Here is a 14,256-nt window from a genome sequence, read left to right on the forward strand (position 1 = left end):
AAAATTGAGGCATGGCGAATGACGGACGGATGCGGATTCTCGAGGCGGCGAAGGCTCTGGCCGAATCGCATGATTCGGTGCAGGGTGTGACGATCTCGCTCGAATCGGTCGCGCAGCAGGCGGGACTGACGAAACCGGGCCTGATGTATCACTTCCCGTCCAAGGAAGCGCTCATGCTCGGGCTCGTCGACCATGCCGCGAAAGACTGGGCGCAGCGGCTGCGTGAGCACACCGGACATTCGAGTCGGGAACTGACGAGCTTCGACCGGCATCGGGCCTACGTCACCGTGGCCACCACCGCCGAGGTCTCGCGCGCCGACTACTGGATCTTCTCCGATGCGCTCTACCACCCGAAGCTGTCGCGGGCGTGGAGCGAGCATCTCGGTCCGTGGTTCGACACCGCCGGGCTCGATGATCGTGCCGTGTCACTGCTCACCGCCGCCCGATTCTGTGCCGACGGTGCATGGATGTCCGAAGCCACCGGGGTGTTCCCCTCCAGCGATCTCGCGGCCGTGCGCACACACGCGCTCGCGCTCATCGATGCCGCTGAGGCAGCCATCGATGCCGCGGCGGGAGTCGCTGCGGGAACGTCCGACGATTCTGCGGCGGAGGTGACAGGATGAACTCGACACGTCTGCTGCTGCTCGTCACTGCCATCCTCGCCGAGGTGGCCGCCACCCTGATGCTGCGCGCCGCGGTCGCCGATCCGGTGTGGATTCCTGGGGTCGTCGTCCTCTACGCCGCGGCCTTCTTCATCCTCGGCCTCACCCAGCGCCTGGGCATGCCCCTCGGCGCCGTGTACGCGACCTGGTCGGCCAGCGGGGTCGCCCTCGTGGCCGTGCTCGGTGTCGTGTTCTTCGGTGAACTTCTGAGCGTCGGCGCCATCATCGGCATCGCCCTCATCATCATCGGCGTCATCCTCGTCGAATCCGGCACTCCCGAAGAATCCGCGACCGTGGTCACGGAGGTCACCGAATGAGCTGGATGTGGTTGGCACTGTCGATCCTCAGCGAGGTCGCCGGCACCCTGTGCCTGCGTGCGAGCGCCGGACTGCAGCGCAGGATCTGGTTCATTCCCGTGGCCATCAGCTACACCGCGGCCTTCTTCTTCCTCGGCCGCACACTTGCCGAGGGCATGCCTCTCGGCGTCGCCTATGGTCTGTGGGCAGCCTGCGGAGTCGCGCTGGTCTGCCTGCTCTCCCGGGTGATCTGGAAGGATCCGCTCACGCGCAAGGCGCTGCTGGGCATCGGCTTCATCACCGTCGGAGTCATCCTCGTCGAAATAGGCTGACCCGGGTCTGCCGAACCGACCAGGACTGCCCGATTGACCGTTCCCGCGCGGGGCAGGTCCGAGCGGCTCAGCCCGGTGCATCCTCGGCGATGGCGGCCCCCATTCGCTGCTGAGAATTTGTTGTGAAGCCTCACGCAAGTTGTTATCGTCCGAAGGCATGACCCCTCTCAGATTCGACGACCATCACTGCTGGGGATGGTCGACCCCGAATCGAGAACGCCCGAGCTGCGGCTTCGCCAACGATTCCTGGGAACCCGTGGCCGTCGGCTGGTGGGGCGGAGAGCCCTAGTCACCGGTCGCCGATCCGCAGACCATCTGCCAGTCTGACGACCACCGGCCGGTCGCAGCACCTGATCTCCGACTCTGACCCGATGTGCGTTCATGCCATCGGCTCCTGACGCGTTCGTCTCCGTGCGCGGCACCGATCGATCCCGGCAGTTTCCGCAACAATCGAAAGAGTGTGAACCGACACATGACAGATGACTCAAAACGCACCGACGAACAGGATCCGGGCCCGGAAAAGCGGTCCGATGCCCCCACCGAGGCGGCCCGCCGCGCATCACGCGAACGGATCATGGCCGATGCCCGCCGGATGGGGGCTGACGCCAAACGCGTCGGTCGCGAGACCGGGCGCAACCTCGGCCGATTCGACTACCGCCGCCCGCGCGGACCCGTGAAGGCCGATCTCGAAGACACACACGGCCACTACCCGCACGACACCCACCCGATCCTCGTGCCCGGCATCGCCATCGACGAACAGCGACGCCGGTACTCCCTCGACAAAGTGATCTTCGCGATCGCCGGAACCCTCACGGTCGCCTTCGTCATCTGGGGCATCGCCGATTCCGGCAGCGTCGCCTCGGTGGCGCAGGCCGCATTCGACTGGTCGACGATGAACGTGGGTTGGCTGTTCAACCTCGTCGCCCTCGTCATCCTCGTCGCGATGCTCATCCTCGCGTTCTCCCCGTACGGAAAGATCCCGCTCGGAAAGGACGGGGAGAAGGCCGAGTTCTCCACGTTCGCCTGGGTGGCGATGCTCTTCGCTGCGGGCATCGGCATCGGAGTCCTCTTCTTCGGCCCCTCTGAGCCGCTCACCTACTTCATCACTCCACCCCCGCTGACGAATGATCCGGAGTCGATCGAAGCGCTCCACGGCGCGATGGCGCAGACCTACTACCACTGGGGATTCCACGCTTGGGCGATGTACGCCCTGGTGGGCGGCGCGATCGCGTACGCCGCCTACCGCCGCGGTAGGTCCCTGCTGCTGTCCTCGATCTTCGTCAGCCTCTTCGGCAAACGACAGTCGGAGGGCTTCGCCGGCAAACTCGTCGACATCTTCGCCATCGTCGCCACACTGTTCGGCACGGCCGCCGCGCTCGGCATCGCAGCCATGCAGATCGGCACCGGAGTGAGCATCGTCTCCGGTGCGGGACCGATGACGAACAATATGCTCGTCATCATCATCCTCGTCCTCACCATCGGCTTCGTCATCTCCGCGGTCTCAGGTGTGTCGAAGGGCATCCGCTACCTGTCGAGCATCAACATCGTGCTCACGATCGCCATCGTCGGCATCGTCCTCTTCCTCGGGCCGACCCTGTTCCTGCTCAACCTGCTGCCCTCGGCGCTCATGGAGTACCTCGGGTCGATGTTCGACCTCATGGGCAAGTCCCTGTCCTGGGGCTCCGAGACCCAGGAGTTCCAGTCGGTGTGGACCGTCTACTACTGGGCCTGGTGGATCTCCTGGTCGCCTTTCGTCGGCACCTTCATCGCCCGCATCTCGCGCGGACGCAGCATCCGCCAATTCCTCCTCGGTACGATCTTCATCCCCTCGACGCTGCTCTTCGTCGCCTACGGGATCATGGGCGGAACCTCGATCTCGATGTACCGGGACGGCGCCGCCGGGTTCTCCGACAGCATGGCCGCCCCCGAGGTCTTCTTCGCGCTCGTCGACAACCTTCCCTACGTCGAATGGCTGCCGTTCGTGGCGATCGTCGTGCTCGCGATCTTCTTCATCACCTCCGCTGACTCCGCCTCCGTGGTCATGGGCATGCTCGCCAGCCGCGGCGACCAGGAGCCGAAGAGGTGGGTGGTCGTGTTCTGGGGCCTGGTGATGTCGGGCATCTCCGTGGTGATGCTCCTGCTCGGCAACGCGAACGCACTCGAGGGCCTCCAGCAGCTCGTCATCGTCACGGCTGTGCCGTTCGCGGTCATCATGCTCTTCATCATCATCGCCTGGGTGAGGGAGCTGCGCACCGACCCGATGGCACTGCGCCGGAAGTACGCGCAGAACGCCGTGGACAATGCGGTAGTCGCCGGTGCCGAATCCTACGGCGACGACTTCGCCCTGCAGGTCGTGCCCACCGAACCGGGGGACGGCGCGAACTGCGGCATCGACTCCGAACACGAGGACTACACCGGCTGGTACCAGCGCACGGACGAGAACGGCGAACCCGTCGGATTCGACTACGAGACGGGGGAGTGGGCCGACGGATGGACTCCGGATGACGGCACCGCCCCCGCCGAGGCGGAGGCCGCCTCGGCGACGGACGCGACCGAAGGGAACGGCGCCTCCACGACCGATGCGGACTCCGGGGTCGCCTCGGCGACGGAATCCGCCCCGGATTCAGTGACCGATTCCGCAGCCGACCTCGGCTCCGACCGCAGAGAGGACCACTCATGACCACCCCGAACATCGTCGTCATCGAAGCCGATCAGCTGGCCGCCCGGGCGGATGCCCTCGGAGATCGACTGCCTCGACAACGGAGATGACTTCGCAGCCTCGGTGCCGACATTCCCCTGTCATCGTACGAACGGTCCTCGAGGGTCTCGCTCATCATCACCGGACCCGCCGAGGTGATCACCCCTGGCCGGTATGCGCCGAACTCGTGTCCCGCTACGATCTCGAGCATCTCGAGGAGCATGTGCTCGGTTCGCAGCGCAGCCGTCAGCTTGTGGCCGATGCGCTCAAGGTCGGCCGTGCCCGCCACTGGGACTTCGAGCCGGAGCCGGAGCACGGCTACGTGCGCGGAGACTTCTGGTCGGCGTTCCGCTTCGGCAAGCTCCCTGCCCCCGACTGACCGCGCTGCACCCGCGGGTTCGAAGTGTGAGCGCCCCGATCCAGATCACTGCGCTCACACTTCGAGCCCGCGGAAGCAGCTTTCGGACCCCGCCGGGCGGCTTCGGCGGACCTGCTGGGAGGGTGAGCCGCCTCGGCGAGAACAATTCACTTGGACTTAGGTGAGTTGCAGGTCATATTCTCAGAAACCGGTGGCATCATTCGAGGTAGGAGGGATGCTATGACAATCTTTGAGTCGACTTCTGAAGTTCCGCTCGGTGCGGAGACCACATTCGACTGGCATGCTCGGCCAGGAGCGCTGACTCGCCTCTCACCTCACTGGGCGCAGGAGATTGTCGAGGAGAGCTATCCTCCGATCGCGCCGGGCTCGGTGGCGCAGGTGAAGACGAGCGTTCCCGGCACTTACGGCCTTGTGCGGCGGCCGTTCAGCTCGGTGCATTCGGAGGGCCCCTCGCGATTCTCCTTCGTCGATGAGCTGAAGAAGGGCCCGCTGAGTCAGTGGAAGCACACGCACGAGTTCACCTCGGTCGCCGGCGGGACGAAGATCGACGACCACATCGAATTCTCCATGGCTCCCCAGGGCTTCGACGTCATCGACCGCGGGCTCACCCACTACCTCGACGCGACTTTCGACGCCCGCCGCAAGCGGATGCTCATGGACATCGACTTCCTCGAATCCACGAATGCGCCCCTGCTGACGCGGAAGAAGGGCAAACACATCCTCATCGCCGGCGGAAGCGGAATGATCGGACGCCAGGTCGCCGCACTGTTCTCCACCGCCGGACATTTCGTCCGACTGCTTGTCCGCGAGACCCCGAAGTTTCCCTACGAGGTGCACTGGAATCCGGACTTGGGGATCCTCAATCCACGCGACCTCGCGTGGGCGGATGCGGTGGTCCACCTCGGTGGGCGATCCATCGCCACGCGGTTCACCAAGCACGCGAAGGACGAGATCTGGTCCTCCCGCATCGACTCGACGAGGCTGCTCGTCGAAACGATGCGCGGTCTGCCCGAGGAGAAGCGCCCCTCGGTCTTCGTCTGCGCCTCTGCGGTCGGCTACTACGGGTCGAAAACTGACGAACCTGTCGACGAGACGGGGCCGGCCGGTGAGGGATTCCTCGCCGAGGTGTGCCAGAAGTGGGAGGAGACTGCGGCCGGAGTCGAGGACGCCGGAATCAGGCGCGTGTCGATCCGGACCGGAGTCGTCCTCAGTTCCTTGGGTGGTCTGCTCAAACTGCAGGCGCCGCTGTTCCTCGCCGGCGCCGGAGGTCGATTGGGCAGCGGGGAGCAGGCTCTGGCCTGGATCTCCCTCGACGACGTGGCGCGCGCGTATGTGCACGCCGTCCTCTACGACTATGTGCGGGGACCCGTGAACGCTGTTGCCCCGGATCTCGTTTCGCAGGCGGAATTCGCCGAGGCTCTCGCCGCCCATCTGCGCAGGCCGGCATGGATCCCGACGCCCGGTTTCATCACAGAGCTCATGCTCGGCCGTGACGGGGCGAAGGAACTCGCGCTGGCGGACCAGCGAGTGGTGCCGGAGAAGCTGCAGGAAACCGGCTACCAGTACGCCCACCCGACGCTTGCCGACTGCTTCGATGAGGAGCTCGGCATCGGGGCGTGATGCAGAAGTCCCCTCCGTCCGGCGTTGGAGCCGAGCGGAGGGGACCGGTGTTACTGCTGTTGCTGCTGTTTCCGCAGCCGCGGATCAGAAGCGCTTCGAAGCGATCTGGGCACCTTCGGTCAGGGACTGCAGCTTCGCGACGGCGATGTCCGGGTGGACTCGTCCGCCCAAGCCGCAGTCGGTGGAGGCGACGACGTTGTCCGGTCCGACGAGCTTGGCGAACCGGCCGATGCGCTCGGCAACGAGTTCGGGATGCTCGACGACGTTCGTCGAATGGGAGACGATGCCGGGGATGATGTACTTGCCCTCGGGCAGCTTCTTGTCTTCCCAGATCCGCCATTCGTGTTCGTGGCGGACGTTCGCGGCTTCGAAAGTGATGCCGGCGGCATTGATCGAAAGCACCTGGTCGACGATCTCGGCGAACGGCAGGTCCGTGACATGCGGTCCGTGCCAGGAGCCCCAACAGGTGTGCACGCGCACCTGAGCGGGGTCGATTCCGCGCAGCGCATGGTTGAGCGCATCGATGCGGACTTGGATGAACGAGCGGTAGTCATCGAAGGACGGTTCCGGGTTGATCTGGTCGAAGTTCTCCGCCAAGGACGGATCGTCGATCTGGACGGTCAGGCCCGCCTCGGTGATGGCGAGGTATTCCTCCCGCAGCACATCGGCCCACGCCCAGATGAACTCCTCATCGGATGAGTAGTACTCGTTGGCGATGCGGGAGGCCGAACCGGGGGAGAGCGCATTGATGTACCCGGCACGCTCGTCATAGCCGGCGGCAGCCAGACCGGCCTTGAGATTCGCGACATCACGGTTGACCTGGTCCTGACCGATGTAGCTGATCGGGCCGGTGGCCTTCGGGAACTGCGGCTGCTGGCCGGTGTCGGTGCCGGCCTTCGGATCTGTGTAGACGTTCGGGAAGAGGTTGCGGTCACGGCGGTCGGGCATGCTCGTGAGCACGATATTGCCCGGAGTCGAACGGTTGGCCGGGATCTCCCAGAGGTCGATGTCGTGGAGTTCGAGCCCGCCGGTGCGGGCGAACGAGTAGTGCCACCAGGCGCCGTAGTCGAAGTCCGCGGCCATGGCGTGACCGTATTCGCCATCGTTGGGCAGCGAGATGCCCAGGTTCTTCTGTCGCTTGACGAGGTCGGTGACGCTGGCGGCGAGCAGCTCGTCGAATTCCTGCTCCTGTTCCTGCGACACGGACTCGCCGGCCAGGCGGGCGGTGTTCTGCGCCTGCCTGGCCTTGTTGGCCTCGATGAGTTCGGGGGTGCGGGGTAAGGATCCCGCGTGGGATGTGCGAATCGTTGCCATAACTGACTCCTCTTCTTCGGTTCGATTGTTCAGTGCGACTGCGGCAGTCGCTCCGCAGCATTCCTTCTCAGGCAATCACATTCGCAGTGGCGCATGAGTTGTTGTCGTCATCTTGGGACACGTGACGTAACGAGTTGGTCGTCCGGAGACGCGGTGCGGTCGGCTCAGTCCGGTACTGAAAAACTGTCCGTTCTGTTCAGCCACAAGTGAGGTTGGCTCATATGCTGGGGGCATGAGTAGCGGACAATACGGTCAGGACCCAGCCGGGCGGTCAGGCACCGGTCAGCCGTGGAGCCAGGGACTCGGTCGGAGCCCGGCGGCGACGATGGTGTCGGTTCCGCAGAATCCGGGCTGGCTTGCCCGCAGTCTGTTCTGGGCGGCACTCATCATCGGGGTGCTGCCGTCGTTGGTGTTGGCCCCGATGGTAACGTCGGGGGAGGCGACCTCAGTAATCCTGCTCTTCAGCGTCGGGTCGATCATCTGCGCTTGTCTCCGGCTGGTCCTCGGCACTGCAGCCATTCTCCTGGTGAAGAACACCAGCTGGGCGCGGAGACTCATCGGCGCCGGAGTATTCTTTCTCGGATGCGCAACGCTGATGATCCTCACGCCGCTGACAGGGATCCTTCTGGCATCGGCCGGGACGGAGGTCAGGGGGCCGCTGCTCACCATGAACGTCATCCAAGGGGTGCTCAACGGATTCTTCCTGGCCGCCGTCTTCTGCGGATGGAACATCGCACGCAATCGTCGGTGGTGGCTCCTCGTTATCGCTGTCGTCCTCGGTGCGATCCTCGCCGTGCTCAGTACGACTATTGCACAACCGCTGGCCGAGAACGTCGCGACCGGCGTCATGGCCGGAGCTCTCCTCCAAGCCGTGTGGCTCCTGCTCATCTTCGCAAGTCTCGGGCTCTTCCATCTGCTTGGCCGTGTCGATGGGGCGACGGCCCCGGCGCCAGCACAGCCTGCTTACTGATCCGGTCGCTGCAGCTGGTCGAGATAGAGATCGAGGCTCGATTCGACGACGGACGGGGTGAAGCGTTCGGGATCGATGACCCCGTTCAGCGCGAGCCCATCGGTGACGGCGCGAAGAGCTGTACGGGCCGAGGCATCGCCGGCCCGTCCGGTATAGACCTCGATGGTGTTGGCACAGAGTCTGTCGAGTCCTTCGTTGATCGATGCCAGAGCCTTCCGCGCCGAATCCGATCGCGCGGTGATGCTTGAGGCGAACCAGACCTGTGCCTCGATCCGGCGATCCTCGTCGAGGGGAAGAGCTTCGCACCAGGCTTCGCGAATCGCCAGACGTGGGTCCTCGGGCCAACTCTTCGCTGACAGTCGCTGCTGCTGCCGTTGACTGATGAGGACCAGAGCATGCGCTGTCATCTCGTCTGCCAGAGGGAAATAGTGCCGCAGAGTCGAGGGCTGATACCCCGATTCGGCGGCGACGGCGCGAACCGACACGGCCTGAATCCCCTCGGCCGCGATGAGCCGGGCCACGGCCCACCCGATGTCGGCGCGGCGCTGATCATGGTCCACGAATTTCGGCACCTTGTTCCTCCTCGAGCTCTAGTTTGGTACAGTCGAGCGAGAAAAACATGTCATCGATCAAAATGGGTGTGTCGCTCGATGCTGTTGTTCATCATCGCCGGTGAAGTACTGTTCTGGATCTTTCTGCTCGTCGGAGTCTGCGCGAGGTATCTGCTGCGCTGGAGAACGGTTTCAACAGTTCTCCTCATCGCCACGCCCCTCATCGACGTCGTCATCATCGTCCTGACTTACATCGATCTGCACCGGGGAGCGGTATCGGACTTCAGCCACGGAATGGCCGCGTTCTACGTCGGCTTCTCCGTCGTCTTCGGTCCGGAGGCCATCGCCCACGTCGACCGCCGATTCGCCCGTCGCCATACGGGTCTCAGCGAGGCCGAACTGCCTGCCGTGCCGACCCGAACCAGTCTCGAGTACTGGCTGCGCTGCCTGACCGCCTCGGCGATCACCATCGCACTGCTGGCCATCGGAATCGTGATTGCGGGCTCGGCTGATTCCTTCTGGCTGATCTATTGGACGATCGTCGCCGTCTTCACCGCTGTCGCCTGGGGCCTCATCGGACCGCTGCGTGACCGCTGGCGCCGCAGCAAGCGCGAAGGCGAGAAGTCTGCCGACCCGCCTTCGTGACTGTCACGCCCAGCAGGGCGATTCGCACACAGCACGACAGCGAGACGGCCTCTCGGCCTCGAGAGGACCAATCGCAGCTGGTCGTATCGAGGCCGAGAGGCCGTCTCGGCGTCAGTCTTCGCCAGTCGTGGCTCAGACCGCGGTTTCGGTCACCGCCGCGACGCTGCCGCCGAAGCGATCAGCCAGCGTACCCTCGTGGGACTGGCCGAGTTCGTCGAGGCCGATCGAGAAGTGATCGACGACCTCGAGCGCAGGAGCTCCGTCACCGGCATCGGTCATGCCGATGCGCACGAACGGGAACCGCCGGGCCGTGCACATGTCCTTGAAGCGGACCTCTTCCGAGCGCGGCACGGCAACGATCGCGCGAGCCGTCGATTCGGAGAACAGTGCGGTGAACACGTCGACGCCGTCACGCTCGCAGACCTCGTCGAGCCAGATCCGGGCACCCGTGCCATATCGCAGCGACGATTCGACGAGCGCCTGCGACAGTCCGCCTTCGGACAGATCGTGCGCGGCATCGATCATGCCGTCGCGCGAGCAGTTGATGAGGATCTCGCCGAGTTCCTTCTCCGCAGCCGGTTTGTACTGCGGAGGAACCCCGCCGAGGTGGCCCGCCGTGACGTCGGCCCACGCCGAACCGTCGAGCTCCGCATCGGTGGTGCCGAGCAGATAGATGGTCTGGCCCGGCTCCTGCCAGCCGCTCGGAGTGGCGCGGGTGACATCATCGAAGACACCGAGCACACCGACGACCGGAGTCGGGTGGATGGCCACGCCGCCGGTCTGGTTGTACAGGGACACATTGCCGCCGGTGACCGGGATTCCCAGGTCCTGGCAGGCATCGGCGAGGCCTTCGACGGCCTGAGCGAACTGCCACATGATCTCCGGATCCTCGGGAGACCCGAAGTTCAGGCAGTCGGTGACCGCACGCGGAATGGCACCTGAGGTCGAGACATTGCGGTAGGCCTCGGCCAGAGCCAGCTGGGCACCGCGCGCCGGGTCGAGGAAGCTGTAGCGGCCGTTGGCGTCGGTGGCGATGGCCACACCGAGACCGGACTCCTCGTCGACGCGGACGACACCGGCATCATCCGGGTAGGCCAGCGCGGTATTGCCCTGGACGTACTTGTCGTACTGTGAGGTGATCCACGACTTCGAGGCGAGGTTCGGCGACCCCGCGAGCTCGAGCATCGTCGACCGCAGCTCATCATCGGACTCGGGTTTCGCCAAACCAGCGGCCTCAACGGTGTTCGCAGCCACCTCGGCGGTCCATGACGGTGCGGTGAACGGACGGTTGTACACGGGTCCATCGTGGGCGACCGAGCGCGGGGGCACATCGACGATGACGTCGCCGTGCCATTCGATGACGAGACGATCGGAATCAGTGACCTCGCCGAGCACGGAGGTCTCGACCTCCCATTTGCCGACGATTTCGAGGAACTCCTCGAGGCGGTCGGGACGGACGACGGCCATCATCCGCTCCTGCGACTCCGACATGAGGATCTCCTCAGGGGTCAGCGTCTCATCGCGCAGCAGCACGTCGTCGAGCGCGATGTGCATACCGCCGTCACCGTTGGAGGCCAGTTCCGAGGTCGCACAGGAGATGCCTGCAGCGCCGAGGTCCTGAATGCCTTCGACGACACCGGCGTGGAAGAGCTCGAGGCAGCATTCGATGAGCACCTTCTCGGCGAACGGGTCGCCGACCTGGACGGCGGGGCGCTTCGAGGGCTTCGAATCGTCGAAGGACTCGGAGGCGAGGATCGAAGCACCGCCGATGCCGTCGCCACCGGTGCGCGCACCGAAGAGCACGACCTTGTTGCCCAGTCCCGAGGCGTTGGCCAAACGGATGTCCTCATGCCGCATGACACCCACAGCCAGGGCGTTGACCAGCGGATTTCCCTGATAGACGGAATCGAAGACGGTTTCGCCGCCGATGTTCGGCAGGCCCAGGGAATTGCCGTAATTGCTGATGCCGGCGACTACGCCGTGGACGACACGGGCGGTGTCCGGATGGTCGATGGCTCCGAACCGCAGCTGATCCATCACGGCGACCGGGCGCGCACCCATGGAGATGATGTCGCGCACGATGCCGCCGACTCCGGTGGCCGCACCCTGGTGGGGTTCGACGTAGCTGGGGTGGTTGTGCGATTCGACCTTGAAGGTCACGGCCCAGCCGTTCCCGATGTCGACGACGCCGGCGTTCTCGCCGATGCCCACGAGGAGGTGCTTCTTCATGTCCTCGGTGACCTTGTCACCGAACTTGGACAGGTGGACCTTCGAGGACTTGTACGAGCAGTGCTCGGACCACATCACCGAATACATGGCCAATTCCGCCGAGGTGGGGCGACGTCCGAGGATCGCCTTGATCTTCTCGTATTCGTCGGCCGTGAGACCGAGATCGGCGAAAGGCTGCTCGACGTCGGGGTTCGCCGCTGCGAACTCGACCGTCTCCTTGACCTTCTTCGATGCGTTCTGCGGGGAATCGACCTGCGTGGAATCCGCAGAGCTGAGGTTAGACGTCATGTCCTCTTCGGGGCCCTTTCATACGACACGGCACTCACGGCCAATCTTAGCCGTGCCCCCACTGCAAGGGCGAAGCGCGTCCACGGACAGGGCCGCCTCGGGGAGGGGGTGAGCCGTTCCCCGCTGGGAATCGGATGGTCGCCCGCCACTTAGAATGGAAACCATGGCAACTCCCAAGATCGTCCTGTTCTATGTCTTCACCCCGCTGCCCGACCCCGAAGCGGTCAAGCTGTGGCAGCACACCTTGGCCGAGAGCCTCGGGCTCAAGGGGCGGATCATCGTATCGAAAGACGGAATGAACGCCACGGTCGGAGGGGACATCTTCGACGTGAAGCAGTACGTGCGGGCGACGAAGTCCTACGCACCGTTCAAAGGCGCGGACATCAAATGGTCGAACGGTCAGGGCGATGACTTCCCACGCCTGAGCGTGAAGGTCCGCGACGAACTCGTGACCTTCGGCACCCCGGACGAGATCACTGTGACAGATGACGGAGTCCAAGGCGGCGGCCAGCATCTCAAACCAGGAGCCCTGCACAAACTCCTCGACGAACGCGGCGAGGAGGTCGTCTTCTTCGACGGCCGCAATGCGATGGAGGCGCAGATCGGGAAGTTCCGGGACGCGATCGTGCCCGACACGGACACCACGCGTGACTTCATCGCCGAGATCGAATCCGGCAAATACGACGACCTCAAGGACAAACCCGTCGTCACCTACTGCACCGGCGGAATCCGCTGCGAGGTCCTGTCCGTGCTCATGAAGAACCGCGGGTTCGAAGAGGTCTATCAGCTCGACGGCGGCATCGTCCGCTACGGCGAGGCCTTCGGCAGCTCCGGCTACTGGGACGGATCGCTCTACGTCTTCGACAAGCGCATGCACGTCGAGTTCGGGGACAACGTTGAATCCATCGGGCACTGTGTGTCCTGCGACAACAAGACCCCGGAGTTCGTCAACTGTGCGAATCTCGAGTGCCGCAGGCAGTACCTGCGGTGCGCCGATTGCACGGACAAGGGTCTGCAGCCCTATTGCGCCGACTGCGTCGAGCAGGGAATCCCCGCCGAGGCGGCCGTCGGCTGAGCGTGTGACCCCGACGTTCCCCGGCAGTGGGGGAAGCCGTTCCCCCAGACGGGGAGTGCAGTACCGACTCCTCAGCGCAGCAGGTGCTTCGTCGCCGCTTCGATGTCGGTCCACCTGAAGTCGAACCCGGCCGCTTCGAGTCGTGCCGGCAGCACCCACCGACTCTTGAGCACGAGTTCCGACTCCTGACGCAGGATTGTCATCCCGATCTCGAGCAGCCACCTGGGTGCAGGAAACCCCAAGGGCATACGCACTGCTGTGCGCAGCGCTTTCATCAGTGAGCGATTGTCCGCGACCTGTGGGTTCGAGACGTTGATCGGCCCGCTGAGCTCGTCATGTTCGTCGATGAACCGGATCGCCCGGAGCACATCGTCGATATGGACCCAGCTGAACCGCTGTCGTCCGTGAGTTGGCGGATGCCCCCGCCAGACGGTCGGCCCGGAAGCGTCCGGGCCGACCCCGCGATAGCGCCGGTGGGGGAACCAACGACCTTCATACTGGGCACCGCCCGCACCGAATCTGGCCGCGGTGGCCAACATGTTCAAAGCCGCTCCGTCACCGAGCACGATCGCCAACCGCAACGCGACTCGTCGGGTCGCGGGCAGGTCCCCGGCGAAGAACTCCTTCTCCCAGGCCTTGGCGATGTCGACCGAGAATCCTTCGCCGATGTCACCGTCCTCCTCGGTCTGCGGTCGGTCCATCGAGTGGCGGTAGATGGTGGCCGTGCTCGAGTTGATCCACAGACGCGGCGGCACCGAGGCGGCTGCCACGGCCGTATTGAGAGCGCGGGTCGTATCGACGCGGGAGTCCCAGATGACCCGGCGGTTGGCATCCGTATACCGGCACCCGACGCTGCGACCGGCGAGGTTGATAAGCAGGTCGGCGCCGTCGACGAGCTCGGCGATTCGGTCGGGACGATCCCAGGTGGCGTCGGCGAAGGCGGGAGACCGGCCGATCGTCCGCGTTGTGTACCCCCACGTGGTGAGTGCATTCAGCAGCTCGCTGCCGATGAATCCCGATGCACCGGCGATGACGGCGATCGGAGCCTGGGTGTTCGTCAGCGCTGTGTCTGCGGGTTCGATGCTCATACTCAGGACGCTAACACCCCGCTTTCGCGGGGCTGTTGATGCGGCGCAGAGACCGTGTGGTGGGTGTCACGTGGAGAAAGTCGGTTTTGGATTTGCGCGTCGCCTCTGG

Annotated in this window: 14 protein-coding genes; 10 read left to right on the forward strand and 4 right to left on the reverse strand. The window is 64.7% G+C overall.

What is annotated here, in order from left to right; all coding sequences use genetic code 11:
- Window positions 1-11 precede the first annotated feature (11 nt).
- The 7 genes from ACTIIH_RS10520 to ACTIIH_RS10550 all read left to right on the forward strand — a co-directional run bounded on the left by ACTIIH_RS10520 (window position 12) and on the right by ACTIIH_RS10550 (window position 5,987).
- Window positions 12-623 carry a TetR/AcrR family transcriptional regulator gene (locus ACTIIH_RS10520; RefSeq protein ID WP_441091518.1) on the forward strand — a complete coding sequence of 204 codons (612 nt, stop codon included), beginning with the start codon at window positions 12-14 and terminating at the stop codon, window positions 621-623.
- Window positions 620-979: an SMR family transporter gene (locus ACTIIH_RS10525; RefSeq protein WP_101595878.1), complete on the forward strand. Its 360-nt coding sequence runs from the start codon at window positions 620-622 to the stop codon at window positions 977-979. Before ACTIIH_RS10520 ends, ACTIIH_RS10525 begins: the two co-directional genes overlap by 4 nt.
- Window positions 976-1,290 carry a DMT family transporter gene (locus ACTIIH_RS10530; RefSeq protein ID WP_025779934.1) on the forward strand — a complete coding sequence of 105 codons (315 nt, stop codon included), beginning with the start codon at window positions 976-978 and terminating at the stop codon, window positions 1,288-1,290. Before ACTIIH_RS10525 ends, ACTIIH_RS10530 begins: the two co-directional genes overlap by 4 nt.
- 157 nt (window positions 1,291-1,447) lie before the next feature.
- On the forward strand, window positions 1,448-1,579 hold the full coding sequence (locus ACTIIH_RS10535) for a hypothetical protein (RefSeq protein ID WP_441451689.1): 132 nt from the start codon (window positions 1,448-1,450) through the stop codon (window positions 1,577-1,579).
- Between the two features lie 183 nt (window positions 1,580-1,762).
- Window positions 1,763-3,970 carry a BCCT family transporter gene (locus ACTIIH_RS10540; protein ID WP_441451690.1) on the forward strand — a complete coding sequence of 736 codons (2,208 nt, stop codon included), beginning with the start codon at window positions 1,763-1,765 and terminating at the stop codon, window positions 3,968-3,970.
- 205 nt (window positions 3,971-4,175) lie between these two features.
- Window positions 4,176-4,367: a hypothetical protein gene (locus ACTIIH_RS10545; RefSeq protein ID WP_441451691.1), complete on the forward strand. Its 192-nt coding sequence runs from the start codon at window positions 4,176-4,178 to the stop codon at window positions 4,365-4,367.
- Window positions 4,368-4,586: 219 nt separating this feature from the next.
- Window positions 4,587-5,987 carry a TIGR01777 family oxidoreductase gene (locus ACTIIH_RS10550; RefSeq protein ID WP_441451692.1) on the forward strand — a complete coding sequence of 467 codons (1,401 nt, stop codon included), beginning with the start codon at window positions 4,587-4,589 and terminating at the stop codon, window positions 5,985-5,987.
- An 84-nt stretch (window positions 5,988-6,071) separates the two neighbouring features.
- Here the strand turns inward: ACTIIH_RS10550 and ACTIIH_RS10555 are convergent, their stop codons facing one another.
- On the reverse strand, window positions 6,072-7,301 hold the full coding sequence (locus ACTIIH_RS10555; protein WP_441451693.1) for a cobalamin-independent methionine synthase II family protein: 1,230 nt from the start codon (window positions 7,299-7,301) through the stop codon (window positions 6,072-6,074).
- A gap of 232 nt (window positions 7,302-7,533) precedes the next feature.
- On the opposite strand from ACTIIH_RS10555, the gene ACTIIH_RS10560 reads away from it, so the two are divergent.
- A complete protein-coding gene (locus tag ACTIIH_RS10560; protein WP_441451694.1) occupies window positions 7,534-8,271 on the forward strand; it encodes a hypothetical protein in 738 nt (245 codons plus the stop codon).
- Here the strand turns inward: ACTIIH_RS10560 and ACTIIH_RS10565 are convergent.
- A complete protein-coding gene (locus ACTIIH_RS10565; RefSeq protein WP_441451695.1) occupies window positions 8,265-8,843 on the reverse strand; it encodes a TetR/AcrR family transcriptional regulator in 579 nt (192 codons plus the stop codon). The two genes, ACTIIH_RS10560 and ACTIIH_RS10565, sit on opposite strands and share 7 nt — an antisense overlap.
- 78 nt (window positions 8,844-8,921) lie before the next feature.
- Between ACTIIH_RS10565 and ACTIIH_RS10570 the strand changes: the two genes are divergently transcribed.
- Window positions 8,922-9,467, forward strand: a complete 546-nt coding sequence (locus ACTIIH_RS10570) for a hypothetical protein (RefSeq protein ID WP_441451696.1) — start codon at window positions 8,922-8,924, stop codon at window positions 9,465-9,467.
- Window positions 9,468-9,599: 132 nt separating this feature from the next.
- On the opposite strand, the gene purL is transcribed toward ACTIIH_RS10570, so the two are convergent.
- On the reverse strand, window positions 9,600-11,984 hold the full coding sequence (gene purL / locus ACTIIH_RS10575) for a phosphoribosylformylglycinamidine synthase subunit PurL (protein ID WP_441451697.1): 2,385 nt from the start codon (window positions 11,982-11,984) through the stop codon (window positions 9,600-9,602).
- A gap of 163 nt (window positions 11,985-12,147) precedes the next feature.
- On the opposite strand from purL, the gene trhO reads away from it, so the two are divergent.
- Complete coding sequence (gene trhO, locus ACTIIH_RS10580) at window positions 12,148-13,059, forward strand: oxygen-dependent tRNA uridine(34) hydroxylase TrhO (protein WP_441451698.1); 912 nt, start codon at window positions 12,148-12,150, stop codon at window positions 13,057-13,059.
- Window positions 13,060-13,130: 71 nt separating this feature from the next.
- Here the strand turns inward: trhO and ACTIIH_RS10585 are convergent, their stop codons facing one another.
- Window positions 13,131-14,147: an epimerase gene (locus ACTIIH_RS10585; RefSeq protein WP_441451699.1), complete on the reverse strand. Its 1,017-nt coding sequence runs from the start codon at window positions 14,145-14,147 to the stop codon at window positions 13,131-13,133.
- Between the last annotated feature and the right edge of the window lie 109 nt (window positions 14,148-14,256).

Origin of the sequence: Brevibacterium sp. (genome assembly GCF_052105255.1) — a bacterium.
Classification (GTDB): Bacteria; Actinomycetota; Actinomycetes; order Actinomycetales; family Brevibacteriaceae; genus Brevibacterium; species Brevibacterium linens_B.

Coding starts and splice junctions, on each gene's coding strand:
- ACTIIH_RS10560 (WP_441451694.1), top strand. CDS start 7,534: ATGAGTAGCGGACAATACGGTCAGGACCCAGCCGGGCGGTCAGGCACC.
- ACTIIH_RS10585 (WP_441451699.1), bottom strand. CDS start 14,147: ATGAGCATCGAACCCGCAGACACAGCGCTGACGAACACCCAGGCTCCG.
- ACTIIH_RS10550 (WP_441451692.1), top strand. CDS start 4,587: ATGACAATCTTTGAGTCGACTTCTGAAGTTCCGCTCGGTGCGGAGACC.
- ACTIIH_RS10555 (WP_441451693.1), bottom strand. CDS start 7,301: ATGGCAACGATTCGCACATCCCACGCGGGATCCTTACCCCGCACCCCC.
- ACTIIH_RS10570 (WP_441451696.1), top strand. CDS start 8,922: ATGCTGTTGTTCATCATCGCCGGTGAAGTACTGTTCTGGATCTTTCTG.
- ACTIIH_RS10535 (WP_441451689.1), top strand. CDS start 1,448: ATGACCCCTCTCAGATTCGACGACCATCACTGCTGGGGATGGTCGACC.
- ACTIIH_RS10530 (WP_025779934.1), top strand. CDS start 976: ATGAGCTGGATGTGGTTGGCACTGTCGATCCTCAGCGAGGTCGCCGGC.
- trhO (WP_441451698.1), top strand. CDS start 12,148: ATGGCAACTCCCAAGATCGTCCTGTTCTATGTCTTCACCCCGCTGCCC.
- ACTIIH_RS10540 (WP_441451690.1), top strand. CDS start 1,763: ATGACAGATGACTCAAAACGCACCGACGAACAGGATCCGGGCCCGGAA.
- ACTIIH_RS10525 (WP_101595878.1), top strand. CDS start 620: ATGAACTCGACACGTCTGCTGCTGCTCGTCACTGCCATCCTCGCCGAG.
- ACTIIH_RS10520 (WP_441091518.1), top strand. CDS start 12: ATGGCGAATGACGGACGGATGCGGATTCTCGAGGCGGCGAAGGCTCTG.
- purL (WP_441451697.1), bottom strand. CDS start 11,984: ATGACGTCTAACCTCAGCTCTGCGGATTCCACGCAGGTCGATTCCCCG.